Below are 21,717 nucleotides of genomic sequence, written 5' to 3'. Positions count from 1 at the left end.
TGGAGCCGGGCGCAGGCGTTCTTCACCAGCACCGGGATCACCATCGAACGAGTCCTGACCGACAACGGCGCCTGCTACAAGTCCCACGCCTGGCGCGACGCCCTGGCCCAGGCCGGGATCGCCCACAAGCGAACCCGGCCCTACCGACCCCAGACCAACGGCAAAGTCGAACGCCTGAACCGCACGATGCTGGACGAGTGGGCCTACGCCCGCCCCTACCACTCAGAACAAGAACGACGTGACACCTTCCCTGCCTGGCTACACACCTACAATCACCACCGCGGACACACCGCACTGAAAGGCCAGCCACCCGCCAGCCGCGTCCCCAACCTCACAGGGCAATACACCTAGGCCCCGGCGCCTCCGCCGTCACCGGCATCGCTGCCGCCTCCGCCGTCGCCGCCGTCGGCTCCGCCGTCACCGGATCCCTGTCCGGCTCCGTCGTCGCCGTTCGATCCGGCCTGCTGCTCGGCGTCCTCGATCCGCTGGAGGGCCTCCTCCAGCGCATCCTGCGCCTCGCCGTACGCCTCCCAGTCCTGGTCCTGGAGCGCCTGCTGACCGTCCTCGTAGGCCTTCTGGGCGTCCTCCACGGCGTCCTGGAGGCTGCCCCCGGCCGGCGGTTCCTCTTCCGGCGGTGGCTCTTCGCCCGTGTCCTCGGGCGGTGTCGCTTCCTCCACCCCGAAGACGACGTTCAGCGCCTTGGGCAACGTGTCCTCGAAGGCCGTCTGATCGCCGTAGGTGACCAGTACCTTGCGCAGCAAGGGGTAGCCGGTGCCGGTGCCTTGCACGTACACCGGCTCGATGTAGATCAGTCCGCCCTCCAGCGGCACCGTCAGCAGGTTGCCGTAGATGACTTCCGAATCGCCTCTCTGCAGGATGTTGATCTGGTCGGCGATCGCGGCGTTGGAGTTGAATCTGGACTGGACGAGCTTCGGTCCCGGCACGGGACTGTTGGGTGGCAGCTTCAGGATTCTGATCTGCCCGAAGTCGTCGGTGCGCGCGTCCGCGCCCACGGCCATGTACGCGCCCAGGTTGTTGCGGTTGCGCGGCGTGAACGTGGTCGTCAGCGAGAACGTCCGCGAGTCCTGGTCCGGCATCTTCATGCTGAGGTAGTAGGGCGGCACGGAGGACTCGACCTTGGTGGTCGGGTCGTCCGGGATCTCCCACTGCTCGCTGCCGGAGTAGAACTGCTTGGGGCTGGTGACGTGGTACTGCGTCAGCAGCTCGCGCTGGACCTTGAACAGGTCCTGCGGGTAGCGCAGATGGTCCATCAGCGCGTCGCTGATCTCCGCACGCGGCTTGACCGTGTCGGGGAACGCCTTCATCCAGGTCTTGAGGACCGGGTCCTCGGTGTCCCACTCGTAGAGGTTGACGCTGCCGTCATAGGCGTCGACGGTGGCCTTCACCGAGTTGCGGATGTAGTTGACCTGGTTCTGCTGCGCGATCACCGAACGCTGGTCGTCCGTCAGCGAGTCGGCCGTCGTGTCGCCCAGGGTGGTCCTGGTCGAGTACGGATAGCCGTTGCTGGTGGTGTAGGCGTCGACGATCCACTGGACGCGGCCGTCGACCACCGCCGGATACGGGTCGCCGTCGATGGTGAGCCAGGGCGCGACGGCCTCCACCCGCTCCTTCGGGGTGCGGTTGTAGATGATCTGCGAGCCGTCGCCGATCGCACCGGAGTACATGATCTGCGGCTCGCTGAACGTCAGCGCGTAGGCGGCCCTGTTGATCGGGTTGGACAGGTCGACGCCGCTGTCGCCCTTGTAGCGGTACGTCTTCTCGCCGGCGCCGTCGGCGTAGTCGACCTCGTCCTGCGGACCGCCCACGATCGCATAGTCCCGGGTCTGCTCGCCGTAGTAGACACGCGGCTCGTAGTCGCCCAGCTCACCCTCGGGCGGCAGGTCCTTCTCCGTGTAGGACGGGTCGCCGTCCTCGGTGACCTCGGTGCCCTTGGCCGCGACGACGCCGTAACCGTGGGTGTACCGGAAGTGACTGTTGATCCAGCCCTTCTCCGGGATGCCGGCCACGTTGATCTCACGCAGGCCGACCACGGTGTCCTGCGAGTTGCCGTCCTCGTCCTCGTACCGGTCGACGTCCAGGGTGCCCGGGAACTGGTAGTAGCCGCGCACCTGCTGTTGCTGCTGGTACGTCGGCGAGACCACGCTGGGGTCGAGCAGCCGGACGCTCGCCGTGCTGTCGACGGCGTTGCGCAACTGCTCGTTGGTGGTGTCCTTGGGGGCCTGGCCCGTGTACTCCGTCACCTGGGAATCGTCGATGTCGTACGCCTTGCGCGTCGCCTCGATGTTCTTCTTGATGAACGGCGTCTCCTTGGCCTGCTCGTTCGGCTGCACCTGGAACTTCTGCACGATCGCCGGGTAGAGCCCGCCGATCAGGATCGCCGAGAGGACCATGAGGCCGAGGCCGATGAGCGGCAACTGCCAGGTACGCCGCCACAGCGTGGCGAAGAACAGCACCGCGCAGATGATCGCGATGACGAAGAGGATCGTCTTCGCCGGCAGATAGGCGTTCGCGTCGACATAGCGCAGACCGGTCCAGCCGTCCGTGGTCTTCAGACCACTGGTCTTGGTCGCCAGGCTGTAGCGGTCGAACCAGTACGCCACCGCCTTGAGCGCCACAAAGGTGCCGAGCAGTACCGCGAGATGCCCGGTCGCCGCGGACGTGGCACGCGCTCCCGGGCTGGAGATCCGCAGGCCGCCGTAGAGGTAATGCGTGAGCGCGGCGGCGATCGTGCACAACACCACCGCCGCGAAGCCGAAGCCGAGCAGGAAGCGATACCACGGCAGGTCGAACGCGAAGAAGGAGATGTCCTTGTGGAACTGCGGGTCCTTCTCGCCGAACGACTGGCCGTTGACCCACAGCAGCCACGTGCGCCACTGCCCGGTCGCGGAGGCACCGGCGATCAGACCCACCAGCGTGGCGACACCGAGCAGGACCCACTTCTTGTAGGGCGCCAGGTTCATCCGGTAGCGGTCGAGGTTCTCCTGCTCCAGCGACATCGCGCTGAGCGGCGGGCGCAGCCGGTGGGCCAGCCACATGTTGAACCCCACGGCCACCGCCATCAGCAGGCCGAAGACGAAGAAGAGCCCCACCTTCGTCCACAACCGGGTGGTGAAGACCGACGAATATCCGACGGAGCGATACCACAGCCAGTCCGTCCAGAAGCCGGCGAACATGACGAAGACGATGCCCAGGACGGCGAGCGCGCCCAGGGTCATCAGCAGCGTCCGTACTCGCCGGGACGGGCGGCCCACACTGATCCGTGGCCCGGTGGGGCCTCCGCCGCGGTCCGGCATCTGGAAAGCCAAGGTGGCACCTCGATCGAGACGTGAACGTCATGTCATACGGCCCCCGCGGCACAGGGGCTCAATGTGGCAACTTACTAAAGCTTTACTCAGTTCCCGCCGGGGGGTGGCAGAGTGCGATGAGGCAGGATGACGAGCATGTCCAACTCTCCCACCGGCGGTCCACCCCTGGCAGCCGACCCGCTTACTCGCGCGGTCCTGGAACTTGACGAGTACGCGGCAGGCTTCGGCTGGGACCGGCCGCCGCGGCTCTTCGCCCTCGTCGACACCGCGCAGTTGCGCGCGCAGGAGCCGGGTCTCGCCCAGCGGCTGGAACTCGGCGCCGGAGACGACGGTGCCGGGCAGCCGGCAGGACCGGCCGCGCAGGTCTCGTACACGCCCATCGAGCAGCAGGAACTGCCCGACGGGCAGCCGCTCGACGAGTTCCTGGGCACCATCGCCTGGCCGGACGCGGTCGGCGGCTGCGCGCTCACCGTCGAGCGGCTGATGCTCCCGCCGGCGGCGGAGGCCGAGGTGCCCGACGGCCTCGACGAGGCGGGGCTCGCCGCCTGGGTCGCCGAGCACCCGCGGCGCGAGGAGGTCCGCATGACCGTGGGCGTCCTGCGCGACGGCAGCCGGGAGGCGGCGCTGCGGCTGCGCTCGAAGGACACCCCCACCGAGGTGCTCACCGGACCGGATCTGGTGCCGGGGCTCGCCCAGGCGCTGGCGGCGACGTTCGACTGATTGCGCCGTCACGGCCGGCCGCCCCCGCGGGAGTGGCCGGCCCGCGCCTGTCCCACGCGTACCGTGCCCGCGCGGCTACTCCGTGCACTCGTCGAGCTTGTCCACCTCGTTGTCGCGGATGTGCTTCAGCGCGTCCATGGCGTCGGACATCGTCCGGACCTTGATGAGCGTGAGCCCGTCGGGTACGTCCCGGGCGGCCGTGGCGCAGTTCGCCGCGGGGGTGAGGAAGAACTTCGCGCCCTGCTCGCGGGCGCCGATGGTCTTCATGTGAATGCCGCCGATCGGCCCGACCTGGCTCTCGGTGTTGATCGTGCCGGTACCGGCGACGAACTCGCCGCCGGTGAGGTCGCCCTTGGTGAGCTTGTCGACGATGCCGAGCGCGAACATCAGCCCGGCGCTGGGGCCACCGACGTCGGCGAGCTTGATGTCGATCTCGAACGGGAAGGTGTGCGCGGTGCCGGCCGTGATGCCGACCATCGCCTTGCCAGGCTCCTGGTCGGACTCCCGGGTGGTGACGGTGAGGTCCTCGCCCGGCAGCTCGCGAGGGTCCTCGCCGTTCTTCTCGGCCTTCTCCGCCTTGTCCGCGGGGACGATCCGGAACGTGACCTTCTCCCCCGGCTTGCGGCTGGTGACCAACTCGACCACGTCGCCGGGCCCGTCGACGGGGGTGCCGTCGACCGCCTTGATCACGTCACCGGCGTGCAGCGTGCCCTGCGCGGCGCCGCCCGCGACCACGGAGGCCACGATCACGCGGGTGGTGAAGTCGATGCCCAGTTCGTCGAGCGCGGCGACCTTGGCGCTCTCCTGCGAGGCGGTGAACTGCTCGGCGTTCTGCTGGTCGACTTCCTCGGCGGTGCTGCCGTCGGGGTACAGCGACTCGTGCGGCACCACCGCGTCATCGGGTGAGAGCCAGCCGTAGACGGCCTCGACGAGGTTCATCTTGTAGTCGGCGCCAGTGACGCGCACCGTCGTCATGTTGAGGTTGCCGCTCGTCGGATACGTCTTGCGGTCCTCGATCTGCAGCACGGGCTCGCCGTCGTGGTCCCCCAGGGTGTTCACCGTGGGCCCGGGCGACATCTCCGCGTAGGGCACGGGGATGAAGACCCCGGCGACGAGGATGGCGAGCAGCGTCACGGTGGAGGCGAGCAGCGTCGCCGTGCGGCGTGGCATAGAACGACAGTACGGGACGCTCAAGCGGCCCCGGAACGGGAGTGGCTACGCTCCATCGCTTCCCGGAATCGGGCGTACCCCGCCAGCTCCGTGCTGTCGCCCACCTTGCGGGTGCGCGTCGCCCAGCCCGCCCATATCGCGGCCGCCCCGGCCGACGCGAGGGGTATGACCAACCAGGCTATCGCTGCCATCCCGTGCTCCTAGCTGACGTGACTTCTTTCCGATAAGCCAACGCTCACGCGGGCCCGGAAGTTACGCAACTCGACAACCTCAGCCAGCGCCTACCCACTCCTCGGACCCGTCCGTGAATTTCTGGTGTTTCCAGATGGGAACGTCGCGCTTGAGGGTGTCGACCAGGCTACGGCAGGCGTCGAACGCCTCGGCGCGGTGGGGGCAGGAAACGGCGACGACGACGGCGAGATCCCCCACGGCCAGTTCGCCCACGCGGTGGACGGCGGCCAGGGCCCGCACCGGATAGCCGGCCGCGACCTTCTCCGCGATACGCCGCATTTCGGCCTCGGCGGTGGGATGACTCGAATACGCCAGCGCGGTCACGTCCTGCACGCGCTCGGACGCCGCCTGCCGGTCGTGGTCACGGACCGTGCCGACGAAGAGCGCCGTGCCGCCCGCGGCGGGGTCGCCGACGGCGGCGAAGACCTCGTCGAGCGACAGCGGCTCCTCGCGGACGGCGATGAGCCGCACGGGGTCGGCGGCGGCCTGCTCGCCCGGGTGCTGCGGGGTGTCTGCCATCCGTCCATCCTGCCGCACCGCGCCGACAGGGCCCCGGGCGGCCGCGCCTGCGGGCCGGGGTGCGGCCCGCGGGCGGCGCTCCGGCCCGCAGGCGGGGCGGCTCAGATCTTGCCGCGCCGCGCCTTGCGCACCCGGCGTACCACCGCGGCCGTACCCAGCAGGGCGACGGTCGCCCCGGCCGCGCCCGCGGCACCCGCGGCGGCGGCGTCCTTGCGGCCCAGCCGGCGGCCCGCGACCGTGTGCCGGCCGGAGACCTCCTCCAGCAGCTCGGCGAGCACTTCCTCGTTGGTGTGCTGCGGACGCCAGCCCGCGTCGTGCAGCCGGCTGCCGCTGACGACCCACGGGTACATGGTGTAGGCGAGGTCGCCGGCCGGCGACGGGGTGAGCCCGAGGCGGTGCAGCCGGGACGCGGCGCCGAGCGCGACGGCGGACGGCAGCTCCATGCGCCGGATGCCGGTCAGCTCCTCGACCTCCTCCTGCTCCAGCCAGCCGTCGCAGCCGACCGCCAGCTCCCCCTCGGCCTTCTCCAGCGCCGCGAACTCCAGCGCGGTGGCCAGGTCGTCGACGTGGCAGAACTGCCAGCACGGCCGGGTGCCCTTGACGACCAGCAGCCGGGGCGACTCGAAGTAACGGGTCAGCGGGGTGTCGACGCCCCCGACGACGGCCGCCGGGCGCACCACGGTGACGTTCAGCCCGGGGTGCGCGCGGGGCGCGCGGCGGCCCAGGCGCTCCATCTCCAGCAGGTCGCCGACCCCGGTGGCCTCCTCGGTGGCGCGCAGCTCGGCGTCCTCGGCCAGCGGGACGGGGTTGTCGGGCAGCGCCCCGTAGACCATGGCGGAGGTGCACAGGACGACGCGGCGCACTCCGGCCGCGGCGGCGGCGGTGAGCACCGTCTGCGTACCCCGTACGTTGTACGCCGTACGGGCCGTGGCGTCGGTCTCCAGGTCCAGGTCGAGGGCGAGGTGCACGACGACGTCCGTGCCGCGCAGCTTGTCGGCGATCGCGGGGTCCCGCACGTCCAGCACGTGCCAGTGGGCCTCGGGCAGCTCGCCGCGCCGCTCGTCGATGGCGACGACCTGCTTGACCTCGTCGGAGGCCGCCAGCCGCTCCGTGACCAGGGCGCCGATGCCGGCCGCCGCCCCGGTGACGGCGACGACGGGGCGCCACGCACCCGGGACGGGCTCGTCGGCCGCGGCCCCATCGGCGGCCTTTCGCGCTGCGCGAACGTTCGGTTCCGGGGAACTCACCGGGCGGCTCCAGCTGTTGTGTGCAGTAGTTCCATCCATCCTGCCCCAGCCGCACCCGCGGCGGTGGAGGCAGGCGCCAGGACATCGTGCACGCATACGAAGCGGCATAGGGTGGAGGTAGTGGAGGGCGTACGCCGCCGGCCCGGTGCAGGCGGCCCGACGAGCCGAGGAAACCGTGAGTGACACCCCATTCGGATTCGGCCCCCCGAAGGAGCCGGACGACGACGGCGAGGGCGACGACAAGGATGCCCGCAAGGGGGACGGCGGTCGGAGCGGCCGGGACCCGTTCGGCTTCGGAGGCGCCGGCGGCGACCCGCAGAACCCGTTCGCTGCCATCTTCGGATCTCTCGGGGGCCAGGGCGGCGCCATGGGCCCGCAGGACCTGGGCGCGGCCTTCCAGCAGCTCGGCCAGATGCTGAGTTACGAGGGCGGGCCGGTCAACTGGGACATGGCCAAGGACATCGCCCGGCAGACCGTGTCGCAGGGCGCGGCCGACAAGTCGAAGGACGCCAGCGTCGGGGACGCCGAGCGCAAGGCGGTCGAGGAGTCCGTACGGCTGGCGGACCTGTGGCTGGACGGGGCGACATCGCTGCCCTCCGGCTCGGGCGCCGCGCTCGCCTGGAGCCGCGCGGAGTGGGTCGAGGCGACGCTTCCGGTGTGGAAGGAGCTGGTCGACCCGGTCGCCGAGCGCGTGGGCTCCGCCATGGGCGGCGTGCTGCCGGAGGAGATGCAGGCCATGGCCGGCCCGCTCATCGGCATGATGCGCTCGATGGGCGGAGCCATGTTCGGCACCCAGATCGGGCACGCGGTGGGGGTACTGGCCGGCGAGGTCGTCGGCTCCACCGACATCGGGCTGCCGCTGGGCCCGGCGGGCAAGGCGGCGCTGCTGCCGGTGAACATCAAGCGGTTCAGCGAGGGCCTGGGCGTACCGCTGGACGAGGTCCGGCTGTACCTGGCGCTGCGGGAGGCGGCGCACCAGCGGCTCTTCGCCCACGTGCCGTGGCTGCGCTCGCACCTCTTCGGCGCCGTCGAGGGCTACGCGCGCGGCATCAAGGTGGACACGTCCAAGCTGGAGGACCTGGTCGGCCAGGTCGACATCGAGCGCCCCGAGCAGTTGCAGGAGGCGCTGCAGCAGGGCATGTTCCAGCCGGAGGACACCCCGGAGCAGAAGGCCGCGCTGGCCCGGCTGGAGACGGCGCTGGCGCTGGTCGAGGGCTGGGTGGACGCGGTCGTGCACGCCGCCGCGGAGCCCCACCTGGACGCCCCCTCGCTGAACTCGCTGCGCGAGGCGCTGCGCCGCAGGCGCGCCACCGGCGGTCCGGCGGAGCAGACGTTCGCGACCCTCATCGGGCTGGAGCTGCGCCCGCGGCGGCTGCGGGACGCCTCGCGGCTGTGGGCGTCGCTGGCGGATGCGCGCGGGGTCGACGGACGGGACGCGCTGTGGGCGCACCCCGACATGCTGCCGACCGCGGGCGACCTGGACGACCCCGACGGGTTCGTGCACAGCGAGCAGGCGGACTTCTCGGAGCTGGAGAAGCTGCTGGGCTCGGCGGGCGACGGGAAGGCCGCGCCGGAGGAGAAGGGCGGCCCGGAGGAGAAGGGCGGCCCGGAGGAGAAGGGCGAGCAGGACGGCCGGGACGGCGGCGAGGGCGACACGGAGAAGTGACGCTGCGGGACGACGCCGAGCGGGTGCTGAGGCACTGGAGCGCGCCGGACGGCGGTCAGGACGCGCTCCGGACCGCGTATCTGGAGCATCTGGCGGCCCATCCCGACGCGATGTACAAACCGTGCGGGGCCGGGCATGTGACGGCCAGCGCACTGATCGTCGACGTGGCGCGTGAGCGGGTGCTGCTGACCCTCCACCGCAAGATGGGCATGTGGCTGCAGACCGGCGGCCACTGCGAGCCGGAGGACGCGACGCTGGCCGCGGCGGCACTGCGGGAGGCGGGCGAGGAGTCCGGTATGACGGGCCTGACGCTCCTGCCCGGCGGGCCGATCGGCCTCGACCGGCACCACACGCCGTGCGCCTGGCACCTGGACGTGCAGTACGCGGCGCTGGCCCCCGACGGTGCGGTGCCGTCGATCAGCGAGGAGTCGCTGGATCTGCGCTGGTACGGGTACGAGCAGGTGGCCGGCGTCGCCGACGCGTCCGTGGCGATGCTGATGGAACGTACGCGGGCACGCCTGGCCTGAGGGCCGGCCGGGGCGCCGGAGCAGCTAGTCGTCCGCGGACGGCGGGCTGGCCGGCGCCGGGCGCGGGATGAACGGCAGGCTCTCACCGGCGACCACGCCCTCCAGGTAGCCCCGGGCGCGCTCGGTGCGGGGGTAGGCGCCGACGAGGTCCCAGAAGCCGGGGCCGTGGCCCGGCACGAGCAGGTGCGCCAGCTCGTGGATCAGCACGTAGTCGATGACGTACTCGGGCATGCCCTTCAGCCGGTGCGAAAGGCGGATCGTGCCCTCGGCGGGGGTGCAGGAGCCCCAGCGGGTGTTCTGGTTGGTGACCCAGCGCACGCTGCTGGGCCGGGCCCGGCCGTCGAGGTACTGCGCGGACAGCCGCTGGGCGCGGTCGGCCAGCTCGGCGTCGCCCGGCATCCGCCGGTTCTCCTGGGCCTGCAGCTTGTCGAGCATGACCGTCACCCAGCGCTGCTCCTCCGCCTCGCTCATGCGGGCGGGGATCAGCACGACGGTGCGGTCGCCCTCGCGATATGCGGAAACGGTCCTGCGTCTGCGCGCACTGCGTCTGACCTCCACCGCTCGCGACGGTTTCGGCCGTCCTGGGCTGTGCTCCGGGTCAGCCTGCACGGCTCGACGTTACCTGCTCAGGGTGAGGAAAGTCCCGGCCAGGAGCAGGTGTACGACGCCATCGCGGGCGTCGCGGCCAATTCGTAATACTTTTTCCGGCACCTGTGGATAACTCATGACGCGAGGCGGGAGCAGGCTGGCAGGGTGGCGGAGGAACAAGGGGGGCGCGATGCATCCGATGATCAAGCCGGCGCTGCGGCGGAGCTGGCGCGGCAGGCACACCATGCAGATGGGCGTGACCAGGGCACATGCGGTGTCGATCCAGCCGGTGGACGACGCGACGGGGTTGTTCCTGCGCCGGCTGGACGGCACTCGCGGGCTGGATGCGCTGCGCCGGGAGGCGCATGCGTTCGGCCTCTCCCCCCGGGCCGTGGACGTGCTCGTCGCCCGATTGACGCGAGCCGGGCTGATCGACGAGGGGCCGCCCCCGCCGAATGACACCGGAACTCCCCGGGACGGCCACCCGACCTCCACCGCTCTTCCACGCCGTATCCACCGTTGTCCACGCCCCGGTCCACCGGCGCCGCACCGCCCGGCGCCGTCCGATGCCGCGCCGTCCGAACCGCCGCCGTCCCCCGCAGCGCGGGCCGGGGCAGGGCGGGCCGGGGCAGGGCGGGCCGATGCGGCGGCGTCCCCTTCACCACCGGCGGGGGCCGGGCGGCGGGGCGGGGCGATACCGGCGCGGCTGCGGGGTGACCAGGCTTCGCTGTCCGTCGTCCACCCCGAGCCCGGGGCCGCCGCGGACCGGCTGAGGGCGCGAAGGGGGCTGCGGGTGGTGGTGCGCGGCGCCGGGCGCGTGGGCGCCCCGGTGGCGGCGCTTCTCTCCGCCGCTGGGGTCGGCGGAGTGGAGGTCCTCGACGGCGGCTGCGTCGAGCCGTGGGACGTGGCGCCCGGCGGCGTGGCCGCGGCGGACGTGGGCCGGCGGCGCAAGGACGCCGCCCTGGGCGCCGTGCGGCGGGCCCGGCCGTGGCCGGTGGCGCGTGGCGGGTGCCCGGACGGTGCGGTGGCGCTTGTGGTGCTGGCGCCGCGCGACGGCCTGGGTGCGTACGCGCCGGACCCGGAGGTCGCGCGCCCTTACCGCGAAGCGGGCATTCCGCACGTGTACGCGGGAGTGCTGGAGGGCACGGGGGTGGTGGGACCGCTCGTGCTGCCGGGTGGTTCGGCCTGTGCGGGCTGCCTCGCGGCGGCCCGGGCGGAGCAGGAGCCGGAGTGGCCGCGGATGCTCGCCCAGTGGCGGGCCGGAGATGATCGGGAGGGGGTCGCCGCATGCGATGTGGCGTTGGCGACAATGGTGGCGGGGCTGACGGCCGCCCACGCGCTGACTTTTCTCGACGGACGGCTGCCGGCCTGCACGGGGGCCCGGCTGGAGTGTGCGTTGCCGGGCCTGGCCTGGGAGTTGACGAAGCTCGATCCACACCCGAGGTGCGGGTGCGGTGCGGCGGCAGCCGCTGACCGGGATACGGGAGTGGCCCATGTCTGACCTTCCGCGCAAGGCGATCACGCGTACCGCCAGGCTGGCCTCGCTGCCGGTGGGCTTCGCCGGGCGGGCCACCTGGGGGCTCGGCAAGCGTCTCGGCGGCCGGCCGGCGGAGCTGGTCGCCCGCGAGCTCCAGCAGCGCACCGCCGAGCAGTTGTTCAGGACGCTGGGCGAGCTGAAGGGCGGGGCGATGAAGTTCGGGCAGGCGCTGTCCGTCTTCGAATCCGCGCTGCCGGAGGAGATCGCGGGTCCCTATCGCGCCGCCCTGACCAAGCTGCAGGAGGCGGCGCCGCCGATGCCGGTGCGCACGGTGCACGGCGCGCTGGCGGAGCGGCTGGGCCCGGACTGGCGCGATCTCTTCCTGGAGTTCGAGGACACGCCCGCGGCGGCGGCGTCGATCGGGCAGGTCCACCGGGCGGTGTGGCACGACGGCCGGCAGGTGGCGGTCAAGGTGCAGTACCCGGGCGCGGGCAAGGCACTACTGTCCGACCTGGCGCAGTTGGGCAGGTTCGCGCGGCTGCTGGGGCCGCTGGTGCCGGGGCTGGACATCAAGCCGCTGATCGAGGAGCTGCGGGACCGGGTCTCGGAGGAACTGGACTACGAGCTGGAGGCCGAGTCCCAGAGCACATACGCGGAGGAGTTCGCGGACGACCCGGATGTGCTCGTGCCGGACGTGGTGCACCAGGCGGACCAGGTGCTGGTCACCGAGTGGCTGGACGGGGTGCCGGTCTCGGAGCTGATAGCGAACGGCTCGCGGACGGAACGGGACCGGGTGGGTCAGTTGCTGGCGCGGTTCCTCTTCGCCGGCACGGCGCGCACGGGCCTGCTGCACGCCGATCCGCACCCGGGCAACTTCCGGCTGGTGAAGGAGGGAGAGCCGGAGGAGTGGCGGCTCGGGGTGATGGACTTCGGCACGGTGGACCGGCTGCCGGGCGGGCTGCCGGAGGAGATCGGCGTCGCGCTCGGGATGACGCTCGACGGCCAGGCGGACGACGTCTACGAGCTGCTGCGTGAGCAGGGCTTCGTCAAGCCGGACGTCGAGCTGGACCCGGAGGCGGTGATGGACTATCTGCTGCCGATCATCGAACCGGCGGCGGTGCCGGAGTTCGCCTTCAGCCGGGAGTGGATGCGCACACAGGCGGCCCGGATCGCCGACCCCCGCAACCCCGCGCACCAGTTGGGCCGGCAGCTCAACCTGCCGCCGTCGTACCTGCTGATACACCGGGTGACGCTCAGCACCATCGGGGTGCTCTGCCAGCTCGGCGCCCAGGTGCGGATGCGCGAGGAACTGACGGAGTGGCTGCCGGGCTTCGCCGGGTACGCCGAAGGGGGCCGTCCGGAGGACGACCCCCACGAGGGTTCGGCGACGGAGGACCCGGCGCCGGCGCCGGCCTGACCGGCGCCTTCCGGTGGCGACCGGCTGAGGCCGCCGCCACCGGCAGCCGGTCACCGCGCACCGAGGGCGGCGTGACCGGCCGCCGGCGGCCGGAGCCGTGGCCGCCGCCGGCCGATCACCAGCGGTGCCGGCCCGGGACCGTTACTGCATGACGGCCATGGCCAGCGCGCGCCGGGCGCGCATGTGCGCGCGCTCGGCCCGTCGCTGCATCCGTCGCGCAGCGATGAGGCGCATGGCCCTGCGTTCCTGTTCCGCGGCCTCCACCCGGTCCCGATACTGGGCCCGGGCGAGGGCTTCTGGCATGAGTTGCATCTGGAGGTTCCTGTTCTGGCGCTCGTCGTAGGCGCCTGCTTCGTGACGTGCTGCGGGGTAGTCGGTGGACGGGCTCATCGTCGTTTCCTGCTCTGCCGGTGCGTGCGCGCGTGGACGGTCGATCGTGCCGTGGGCGTTCATGCCACGACCGGGTTCTTCCGCGGGCGCCCACGCGGCCGCTTGCGCGGCACGACCACGCCCTGGACGAACAGCTCGCCGCCCCAGACGCCCCAGGGCTCGCGGCGCTCCTTCGCCCCCGCGAGGCAGGCCTCACGGACGGGACAGGTCTGGCAGAGGGACTTGGCGTACTCGACGTCCGCCGGAGTCTCCGCGAAGAACACCTCGGGGTCGTAGCTCCGGCAGGGCACGAGGTCGCCGAGCGCGTCGATGCGCTCGTCGAGCTCGGTGAGAGCGGTCAACTGGGTCAAGGGGACCTCCAGGTCGGTGGTGCCGGGCACGGGGTCGGGCGTGGGCCTGTGCGGGGTGTGCACGGGGAGGGACACGGTTCCGTCCTTGCTCGTCGTCTTGATCAACTTCTGCGTTGGGCAAATCAAAAGGGCCGCGGATCCCGGTTCGGGTTCCGCGGCCCTGGAAGGTGCCGTCTCGATCTTGTCGATCAAGATGGTTCTTTCCAGGGATCAGGCCCGCGGAAGGCCCGCATGTGCTGCGTCGTGGCCGCAATGCCGCCTGCGAAGGCGCCATTGGCCCACTCCTGCTGGAGGTCGGCACCCGCTGCCGCCGCCGCATAGGCCGGAGCCTGCGCCGCTGCTACCAGGAGTGCCTTGGTCGGTCGCTCGTCACGGATGTCGGCACCAAGACCGCCACGGACACCGGACACACCGGTGGCGGGGACCTGGAGCCGGGAGACCGCGAGCAGGCAGGAGGAGACGACCTCGTGACCGTCGGCAGCACGAGCTTCGAGTTTCGTGATGCTGATCATGGTTTTCTCCTCCTCTCTGGTCTCGTCGGACCGGCGGACCGGTCCAAGGTCTCCTAGTACAACACGGAATCACCGGCTCCGTGAAGAGCTGTTCTTCCGTGCCGGAAGGCTATGAGGCTACTCCCGGCGATCGCAAACCATTTTTCGGGGACTTTTTTTCGCGGCCCCGTCACGACTCCCCGGCGGACCCCCCGGACGGCTCGCGGCCCGCGCACAGATCCAGGACATCGGCGCCGAATCGGTCGAGCTTGCGCTTACCCACACCCGAAATGACCGACAGCTCCTGCTCGTTGCCCGGCATGGCCTCCGCAATGGCGATCAGCGTCTTGTCGGTGAAGACGCAGTACGCGGGCTGCCCCAGATGCCGTGCCTGGACCGCGCGCCAATCCCGCAGCCGCTCGTACACGCCCTCGTCCATGTCCGACGGACAGTCCTCGCAGCGCATCAGTTTGATCTCGCCGGCGTCCGTGAGCGTCCGCCCGCAGACCCGGCAGCGCACGGGACCGCGCCGCCGGCGCCGGGCGGCCACGCCCCGTTCCGCACCCCCGCGCTCCACTCCGCCCTGCGACACCACCCCGGCGCCGCCCACGCGCCCGGACCCCGGCCGCAGCCCGGTCAGGAAGCGGCTCGGGCTCCGCGAGGCCCGCCCGCCCGGCGACCGGGACAGCGCCCAGGACAGCGACAGGTGCACCCTGGCCCGGGTGATGCCGACGTAGAGCAGCCGGCGCTCCTCCTCGATCTGCTCGGGCGACTTGGCGTACGTGATCGGCAGCATGCCCTCGGTGAGCCCCACCAGGAACACCGCGTCCCACTCCAGGCCCTTCGCCGCGTGCACCGAGGCGAGCGTCACACCCTCGACCGTCGGCGCGTGCTGCGCCGCAGCGCGCTCCGCCAGCTCCGCGACCAGGTCCCCCAGCGCCGCTCCCGGACGGGCCCGCGCGAAGTCCCCGGCCAGCCGCACCAGGGCGGCCAGCGACTCCCAGCGGTCCCGCACCGCGCCCGAGCCGGCCGGCGCCTCCGGGGACCAGCCCATCGTGCCCAGCACGGCCCGCACCTGTGCCGCCAGGTCGCCGTCCCGCCCGGCCTCGTCCAGCATCGCGTCGTTCTTGCCGGCCACCGCCGCACCGCGCAGCTTGACCCCCGCCTCGCGCACCTCGGGCCGCTCGAAGAACCTCTCGGCACCACGCATCTGGTACGGCACGGAGCGGTCGGCGAGGGCCTGCTCGTAGACCTCCGACTGGGCGTTGATGCGGTAGAGCACGGCGATGGAGCTGGGCGCCACCCCCGCGTCGATGAGCCGGCGGATGTGCCGGGCGGTGCCCTCGGCCTCGGCGGGCTCGTCCCCGTACTCCGTGAAGACGGGCTCCGGTCCCGTCTCGCGCTGGGCGACCAGCTCCAGCCGGGCGGCGGCTGCCCGTCCGGTGGCCTGGGCCAGGACACCGTTGGCCAGGTGGACGACCTGGGGGGTGGACCGGTAGTCCCGGACGAGCTTGACGACCGTGGCGCCGGGATACCGGGTGCGGAAGTCCAGCAGGTGGTCGGGGGTGGCCCCGGTGAAGGAGTAGATCGTCTGGCTGGCGTCGCCGACGACGCACAGGCTGTCCCGGCCGCCGAGCCACAGCTCCAGCAGCCGCTGCTGGAGCGGGCTGACGTCCTGGTACTCGTCGACGACGAAGTGCTGATACTGCCGGTGCACCTGCTCGGCGATGTCCGGCCGGTCCTGGAGCACTCCGACGGTGAGCAGCAGCACGTCCTCGAAGTCGATGACGCCGCGGTCGCGCTTGAGCTGCTCGTACCCCCGGTAGATGCCGGTGATCTCCGCCGGGTCACGCGGGGCGTCACGGCCGGCCTTGGCCAGGGCCGCGGCGTAGTCCTCGGGGACGGTCTGCGTGACCTTCGCCCACTCCAGCTCGCCGGTGACGTCCCGCAACTCGTTGCGGTCGAGCCGGACTCCGGAACGCGCCGCGGCCTCCGCGACCACCTGGACCTTGCGCTCCAGCAGCCGCGGCAGCTCGCCGCCGACGGCCCGCGGCCAGAAATACTGCAACTGCCGCAGCGCGGCCGAGTGGAACGTCCGCGCCTGCACGCCGGGGGCGCCGAGCTGGCGAAGCCGGCCGCGCATCTCACCGGCCGCCCGATTGGTGAACGTGACGGCCAGCACGCTCGCGGGCTGGAGCACGCCGGCCCGCACGCCGTACGCGATGCGGTGCGTGATGGCGCGCGTCTTGCCCGTGCCCGCGCCGGCCAGCACGCACACCGGGCCCCGCAGCGCCGTCGCCACCTCGCGCTGCTCCGGGTCGAGCCCGGCCAGCACCTCGTCCGCGGAGCCCGGGACGGCGGGGAACTCCGTGGGCTCCGTGGACAGGGAGGGCTGCGAGGACGGCGGGGGCTGCGGTGCTGCTGTCACACCGCCATGCTGCCAGGTCCCCCGTGACCGGTGTGCCGGTTGTCCACAGGCCCCGCGAGAGCGCCCGGTTGTCCACAGACAGCGGACGGGGCTTCGGGAATGGCCGCGTCCCCCGGTACGTTCACCCTCCGGAACAGACCACGCCGCGACCCGGCCGACCCCCAAAGGAGCGCAGCGACATGGCGGGCACCGTCACGATGTACAGCACCACCTGGTGCGGCTACTGCCGTCGGCTCAAGAGCCAGATGGACCGCGAGGGCATTCCGTTCGAGGAGGTCAACATCGAGCAGGACCCCGAGTCCGCCGCCTACGTCGAGAGCGTGAACAACGGCAACCAGCTCGTGCCCACCGTGGTCGTGGTGCCGCGGCAGGGCGGCGAGTCCGTCGCCATGCCGAACCCCTCCCTGGCCCAGGTCAAGGCCGCCCTCGGCGCCTGACCGCAGCCCCCGGCGCCGGCCCGCGTCCGGCGCCCCGGCAGCGGTCCGCGGGACCCGCGGCGGCCGTCACCCCGGCCGCCGCGGCAGGTCCGAGCCGTACCACAGCTCGATCAGCCGTCCCGCGATGGAGATCCCGAACGGCGGCAGCACCTCGCCCGTCTCGTACGCCGCACCCAGCTCCTCGCGCGAGAACCAGCGCGCCTCGTGCAGCTCCTCGCCGTCCACCTTGATCCGCGCGCCCTCGGCGTCCCTCGTGCGCGCGAGGAAGCCCACCATCAGGCTCGACGGGAAGGGCCACGGCTGGCTGCCCATGTACTCCACATCGCCGACGACCACCCCGGCCTCCTCGAAGACCTCGCGCCGCACCGCGTGCTCCAGCGACTCGCCGGGCTCGACGAAGCCCGCGAGCGTCGAGAAGCGCCCCTCCGGCCAGTGCACCTGGCGGCCCAGCAGGATCCGGTCCTCCGGGTCCGTCACGGCCATGATCACGGCGGGGTCGGTACGCGGGTAGTGCTCGGCGCCGCACGCCGGGCAGCGGCGGATGTGACCCGCGGCGGCGATCACCGTACGTTCACCGCAGCGCGAGCAGAAGCGGTGCAGCCGCTGCCAGTTCTCCAGCGCCACGGCGTGCACCATGAGCCCGGCGTCCCGGTCGGACAGCAGCAGCCCCGCCTCACGCAGTCCTGCCGGGCGCGCGGTGTCGTCCATGCGGCCGGGCAGTGAGTCCTTCTGCAGCGCGAAGTACCGCACGCCGGCGGAGTCGGTGCCGAGGAAGTAGCGGTGCTGCTCGGTCGGCGGGGCCTCGAAGGCCGGTGTGGTGACCAGCTCGGTGCCGCCGTCGGCGGTGTCGTCGATGAGCACCTGCCCCTCGCAGACCACGAAGACGCGGGTGGTCGGATGGCTCCAGGCCGCCGCCAGCCACGCCTCGTCGATGCGGTGGTGGGCGGCGCGGTCGACGCCGCTGTCCGCCGTGAAGGAGACCGGCCGAGAGGCCGCCCGGTCGATGCCCGTGGTCACTGCTGCTCCCCTTCCGCCGCGCCGCACACGGCCCCCGCGCGCTCGTCCCGCAGGTACGCCGAAGGGTCGGCGACGCTGCCGGGGGTGGTCCTCATGCCCCCGAGCCTAATCCGTCCGGCCGGACAGCAGTGCCTCGAGCTCCTCTCTGCCCGGCAGTGTGGCCGGACGCACGATCTCCCCGGTGCGTACGTAGAGGAAGGCGGCGGTGACGTCGGACGGCGGCAGCCGCTCCTGCTCGGCCCAGGCGAGGCGGTAGACGGCGAGCTGCAGGGGGTCGGCGCTGCCGCTGCGGCCGGTCTTCCAGTCGACGATCTCGTAGCCTCCGCCGGGTTCGCGGTACACGGCGTCGATGCGGCCGCGGATGAGGCGGCCGGCGAGGCTGAGCTGGAAGGGGGCCTCCAGGCGGTACGGGGTGCGCTGGGCGTACGCGGACCGCTCGAACGCCTCCTTGAGGGCGGCCAGGTCACGCTCATCGGCGATCTCCGGTTCGTCCTCCTCACCGCCGGGCAGCTCGTCGGGGCCGAGCATGGGGAGCGGCAGCGCCTCGAACCGCGATTCGACCCAGGCGTGGAACCGCGTCCCGCGCCGTGCGGCGGGCATCGGCGGGCGGGGCATGGGCCGGGCCAGCTCCCGCGTGAACTCCTCCTCGTCGGCGGCGAGCCGGAGGAGCTGCGAGGCGGTGAGGGAGGCGGGCAGCGTGACGTCGCGGACGGGCTGCCGGGCGGCGAGCAGTTCCGCTTCGAGGGCGTCGATGTCCCGGTCCCAGGACTCGACGACCCGCACGTCCGCGGGCCCGAGGGCACCCGGGTGCCCTGCCCGGGGGGCCGGGTTCCCTTCCGGGGTGCGCAGGTGCCCGGTGACGGGGTGGGCGGCCCCGGTGGCGGCGTGACCGGCCGCCGCCCCGGCGGCCGGGCCGGTGTCCGCAGCGCCCGCGGGCGCGCCCGGCCCCTCCGGCGCGGGCCTGGAGGCACCGGTCGGCTGTGGCCCGGCCGTCTCCGCGGCGGCAGGCGGCCCGCTTCCGGCGGCGGTCGCCGTCCTCTCGGCCGACGGGCCGGTACGGACCCGTGGCTCGGCCGGGCCCGGGGTCGTGGGTGCAGCTCCGCCTGCGCCCGCGTCCTCGGCGGCGTTCGCCGCCCGGCGGTCCAGGGCCGCCCTCACCGCCGCCGCCGCCTCGCGGCGGCGGGCCGTTGCCGCCGGGTCCAGGGGAAGCGGCCACGTGCGTTCCGCCGCGTGCTCCGCGAGGGCGGGGTTCTCCGCCTCCTTCGGGGGTTCCGGGGCCCATGCCTCGACCTCCCCGCCGCCGCGTTCGCAGTGCTCCCGCAGCGCGTGCAGGAACGCCGACGGGCCCCGCGTGTCCTTCTGGGTCGGGCCCCACCAGTGCCCCGAGCCCAGGAGCAGCGAGCGGGGGCGCGTCACGGTGACGTAGCCGAGGCGCAGCTCCTCCACCTCCTGGTGCTCCCGCATCGCCGTCTTGAAGTCCTTCAGCCCCCGCGCCGTCCACTCCCCCACGTCCGGCAGCGTCTTCGCGTCGCCCCGGAGCGCGTGCGGCAGCACCTTGCCCTGGGTGACCCACGACTCGCGCGGCTGCCGGCTCGGGAAGTGCTTCTCCACCAGCCCCGGCACCACGACGACGTCCCACTCCAGGCCCTTCGCCTTGTGCGCCGTGAGCACTTTGACCGTGTCCCGCCCGTCGCCCGGCAGCGAGCTGTCGAGCCCTTTCTCGTACTGCGCCGCGGTCCGCAGGAAGCCCAGGAACGCCAGCAGCGTGGCCTCACCGTCGAGCGCGGCCGACGAGGCGTAGTCGGCGGCGACGTCGAGGAAGCGCGCCAGCGTCTCGCGCCTCCGCGCCGCCAGCGCGTGCGGCGACGCGGACAGCTCGACCTCCAGGCCCGTCACCCCGAGCACCCGGTGCAGCACGTCCATCAGCGGGTCCGCCAGCGACCGCCGCAGCTCCCGCAGCTCCGTCGCCAGCCGGGCGAACCGCTGCTGCGCCGCCGCGCTGAACGGCAGTCCGTCGGCGGGCTGCCGGGCCTCCAGGAACGTGTCCAGCGCATCGGCCAGCGACGCGACCTCCGCCGGGTCGACGCCCTCGACGGCCTGCGCGAGCCGCTCGTCGGCGTCCGGCTCGCCGTCCGTGCGCGCCGTGGCCACCAGCATCCGCGCGCGCCTGCCCAGGAGGGCCAGGTCGCGGGCGCCGACGCGCCACCGCGGGCCGGTCAGGAGGCGTACGAGTGCGGCGTTGGCGGTCGGGTCCTGGAGCACCTCGCACATCGCCACCAGGTCCGCGACCTCCGGCAGGTCCAGCAGCCCGGCCAGACCCACGACCTCCACGGGGACGTCCCGGGCGACCAGCGCCGCCTGGATGTCGCCGAAGTCGCCCGCGGTGCGGCACAGGACGGCGATGTCGCCGGGGGCCGTGCCCGTGCGCACCAGATGGGCCACCGAGTCCGCCAGCCACTCCAGCTCCGCCCCGTACGTCGGCAGCAGCGCGCAACGCACCGTGCCGTGCCGCTCGGCACCGGCGGCGGGGCGCAGCGCCTCGACGCCGACGTGGCGCTCCCGCAGGGGGGCGGCGAGGCCGTTGGCGAGCGCGAGCAGGCGCCCGCCGCTGCGCCTGTTCTCGCTGAGCGCCTGGCGGCGCGCGGGAGTGCCGTCGGCGTGCGGGAAGTGGGCGGGGAAGTCGTCGAGGTTGGCGACGGACGCGCCGCGCCAGCCGTAGATCGCCTGGCAGGGGTCGCCGACGGCGGTCACCGCGTGACCCGTGCCACCGCCGAACAGCCCGGCCAGCAGCCGCCGCTGGGCCACGGAGGTGTCCTGGTACTCGTCGAGGAGCACCACCCGGAACTCCTCGCGCAGCAGCCGCCCCACCGCCGGGTGGTTCTCGGCCAGCCGCGCGGAGTGGGCGATCTGGTCGCCGAAGTCGAGCAGGTCGCGGCGCCGCTTCTCACGCCGGTAGGCCCGTACGAGGTCCAGCAGCTCCAGCCGGGCCCGCGCCGCCCTGGGGGCCTTGCGCAGCTCGTCGTTGGTCAGCCGGACCCGCTCCAGCCCGGCGAGCTGCGCGGCGCCGAAGTCCGCCAGCGCGTCGGGCTCGACGAGGTGTTCCGCCAGCTCGGCGTCGAGCGCGAGGAGTTCACTGACGAGCGTCGGCAGGGACTTCGTCAGCGCGGGATACGGGCCGGGGGCGGTGCGCAGGACGTGGGCGGCGAGCTGGTAGCGCGTGGCGTCGGCGAGGAGGCGGGCGGACGGTTCGAGGCCGACGCGCAGGCCGTGGTCCTTGAGCAGTTGGCCGGCGAAGGCGTGGTACGTGGAGATCCGCGGCTCGCCGGGCTCGGCGGAGCCGTCGCCGGGCACCGCGTCGCCGAACGGCCCTTCGCCGTACGCCTCGTCCGCCGGCGTGACGCCCGCTTCCGCCAGGGCCCGGCGCACCCGCTCCGCCAGCTCCGCCGCCGCCTTGTTCGTGAACGTCAGCCCCAGCACCTGCTCCGGCGCCACCTGCCCGGTACCGACCAGCCACACCACCCGGGCCGCCATCACCGTCGTCTTGCCGGACCCCGCCCCCGCCACGATGACCTGCGGGGCGGGCGGTGCGGTGATGCACGCCGTCTGCTCCGCGGTGAAGGGGATCCCCAGGAGCTCCCTGAGCTGATCGGGGTGGGTGATACGGGCCGGCATTCCAGCGAGCGTAGCGGCGCCCGCCGACAGCCGGGGTAGACGGC

18 protein-coding genes are annotated in these 21,717 nt (G+C 72.8%); 7 read left to right on the top strand and 11 right to left on the bottom strand.

Going from position 1 to position 21,717, the window contains the following annotated elements:
* On the top strand, positions 1-351 hold a 351-nt coding region (locus I003_RS34970), incomplete at its 5' end, for an integrase core domain-containing protein (protein ID WP_027773100.1).
* Here I003_RS34970 and I003_RS0119815 read toward each other — a convergent pair.
* The gene (locus I003_RS0119815; RefSeq protein ID WP_027773099.1) at positions 348-3,236 is read right to left on the bottom strand and encodes a UPF0182 family protein; all 2,889 of its coding nucleotides are present in this window, start codon (positions 3,234-3,236) and stop codon (positions 348-350) included. The two genes, I003_RS34970 and I003_RS0119815, sit on opposite strands and share 4 nt — an antisense overlap.
* Before the next feature lie 225 nt (positions 3,237-3,461).
* On the opposite strand from I003_RS0119815, the gene I003_RS0119810 reads away from it, so the two are divergent.
* Positions 3,462-4,046 carry a PPA1309 family protein gene (locus I003_RS0119810; RefSeq protein ID WP_027773098.1) on the top strand — a complete coding sequence of 195 codons (585 nt, stop codon included), beginning with the start codon at positions 3,462-3,464 and terminating at the stop codon, positions 4,044-4,046.
* Positions 4,047-4,121: 75 nt separating this feature from the next.
* Here I003_RS0119810 and I003_RS0119805 read toward each other — a convergent pair whose 3' ends face one another.
* From I003_RS0119805 to I003_RS0119790, 3 genes are all read right to left on the bottom strand, one after another.
* Positions 4,122-5,216 carry a YlbL family protein gene (locus I003_RS0119805; RefSeq protein WP_027773097.1) on the bottom strand — a complete coding sequence of 365 codons (1,095 nt, stop codon included), beginning with the start codon at positions 5,214-5,216 and terminating at the stop codon, positions 4,122-4,124.
* A 270-nt stretch (positions 5,217-5,486) separates the two neighbouring features.
* Complete coding sequence (locus tag I003_RS0119795) at positions 5,487-5,966, bottom strand: molybdopterin synthase catalytic subunit (protein WP_027773096.1); 480 nt, start codon at positions 5,964-5,966, stop codon at positions 5,487-5,489.
* A 101-nt stretch (positions 5,967-6,067) separates the two neighbouring features.
* Entirely contained in the window at positions 6,068-7,213 is a 1,146-nt protein-coding gene (locus I003_RS0119790) for an SDR family oxidoreductase (RefSeq protein WP_027773095.1), read from the bottom strand.
* 175 nt (positions 7,214-7,388) lie between these two features.
* Here I003_RS0119790 and I003_RS0119785 point away from each other — a divergent pair, with 175 nt between their 5' ends.
* Positions 7,389-8,879: a zinc-dependent metalloprotease gene (locus I003_RS0119785; protein ID WP_027773094.1), complete on the top strand. Its 1,491-nt coding sequence runs from the start codon at positions 7,389-7,391 to the stop codon at positions 8,877-8,879.
* On the top strand, positions 8,876-9,406 hold the full coding sequence (locus tag I003_RS0119780) for an NUDIX hydrolase (RefSeq protein ID WP_027773093.1): 531 nt from the start codon (positions 8,876-8,878) through the stop codon (positions 9,404-9,406). Before I003_RS0119785 ends, I003_RS0119780 begins: the two co-directional genes overlap by 4 nt.
* A 24-nt stretch (positions 9,407-9,430) precedes the next feature.
* Here I003_RS0119780 and I003_RS32685 read toward each other — a convergent pair whose 3' ends face one another.
* Positions 9,431-10,015, bottom strand: coding sequence for a M48 metallopeptidase family protein (locus I003_RS32685; RefSeq protein WP_078564193.1), 585 nt, complete (start codon positions 10,013-10,015; stop codon positions 9,431-9,433).
* Between the two features lie 169 nt (positions 10,016-10,184).
* Here I003_RS32685 and I003_RS0119770 point away from each other — a divergent pair, with 169 nt between their 5' ends.
* Together I003_RS0119770 and I003_RS0119765 are read left to right on the top strand one after the other, a co-directional pair.
* Positions 10,185-11,495 carry a ThiF family adenylyltransferase gene (locus I003_RS0119770; RefSeq protein WP_027773092.1) on the top strand — a complete coding sequence of 437 codons (1,311 nt, stop codon included), beginning with the start codon at positions 10,185-10,187 and terminating at the stop codon, positions 11,493-11,495.
* On the top strand, positions 11,488-12,888 hold the full coding sequence (locus I003_RS0119765; RefSeq protein ID WP_027773091.1) for an AarF/UbiB family protein: 1,401 nt from the start codon (positions 11,488-11,490) through the stop codon (positions 12,886-12,888). The genes I003_RS0119770 and I003_RS0119765 overlap by 8 nt, the downstream gene beginning before the upstream one ends.
* Positions 12,889-13,029: 141 nt before the next feature.
* On the opposite strand, the gene I003_RS0119760 is transcribed toward I003_RS0119765, so the two are convergent.
* The 4 genes from I003_RS0119760 to I003_RS0119745 form a co-directional block, all read right to left on the bottom strand.
* Complete coding sequence (locus tag I003_RS0119760) at positions 13,030-13,341, bottom strand: hypothetical protein (protein WP_027773090.1); 312 nt, start codon at positions 13,339-13,341, stop codon at positions 13,030-13,032.
* Positions 13,338-13,703: a WhiB family transcriptional regulator gene (locus tag I003_RS0119755; RefSeq protein WP_106966315.1), complete on the bottom strand. Its 366-nt coding sequence runs from the start codon at positions 13,701-13,703 to the stop codon at positions 13,338-13,340. Before I003_RS0119755 ends, I003_RS0119760 begins: the two co-directional genes overlap by 4 nt.
* Positions 13,704-13,816: 113 nt before the next feature.
* Positions 13,817-14,140: a hypothetical protein gene (locus tag I003_RS34965; RefSeq protein WP_078564189.1), complete on the bottom strand. Its 324-nt coding sequence runs from the start codon at positions 14,138-14,140 to the stop codon at positions 13,817-13,819.
* A 169-nt stretch (positions 14,141-14,309) separates the two neighbouring features.
* The gene (locus I003_RS0119745) at positions 14,310-16,454 is read right to left on the bottom strand and encodes an ATP-dependent DNA helicase UvrD2 (RefSeq protein ID WP_027773087.1); all 2,145 of its coding nucleotides are present in this window, start codon (positions 16,452-16,454) and stop codon (positions 14,310-14,312) included.
* Between the two features lie 272 nt (positions 16,455-16,726).
* Between I003_RS0119745 and I003_RS0119740 the strand changes: the two genes are divergently transcribed.
* A complete protein-coding gene (locus I003_RS0119740) occupies positions 16,727-16,984 on the top strand; it encodes a mycoredoxin (protein WP_027773086.1) in 258 nt (85 codons plus the stop codon).
* A 66-nt stretch (positions 16,985-17,050) separates the two neighbouring features.
* On the opposite strand, the gene nudC is transcribed toward I003_RS0119740, so the two are convergent.
* Together nudC and I003_RS0119725 are read right to left on the bottom strand one after the other, a co-directional pair.
* On the bottom strand, positions 17,051-18,001 hold the full coding sequence (gene nudC, locus I003_RS0119735; protein ID WP_027773085.1) for an NAD(+) diphosphatase: 951 nt from the start codon (positions 17,999-18,001) through the stop codon (positions 17,051-17,053).
* Positions 18,002-18,106: 105 nt separating this feature from the next.
* On the bottom strand, positions 18,107-21,673 hold the full coding sequence (locus tag I003_RS0119725) for an ATP-dependent DNA helicase (protein WP_027773084.1): 3,567 nt from the start codon (positions 21,671-21,673) through the stop codon (positions 18,107-18,109).
* Positions 21,674-21,717 lie beyond the last annotated feature (44 nt).

Source organism: Streptomyces sp. CNQ329 (assembly GCF_000482585.1).
Note: the sequence above shows the minus strand (reverse complement) of the source record. Positions and strands in the feature narration are given on the sequence as shown.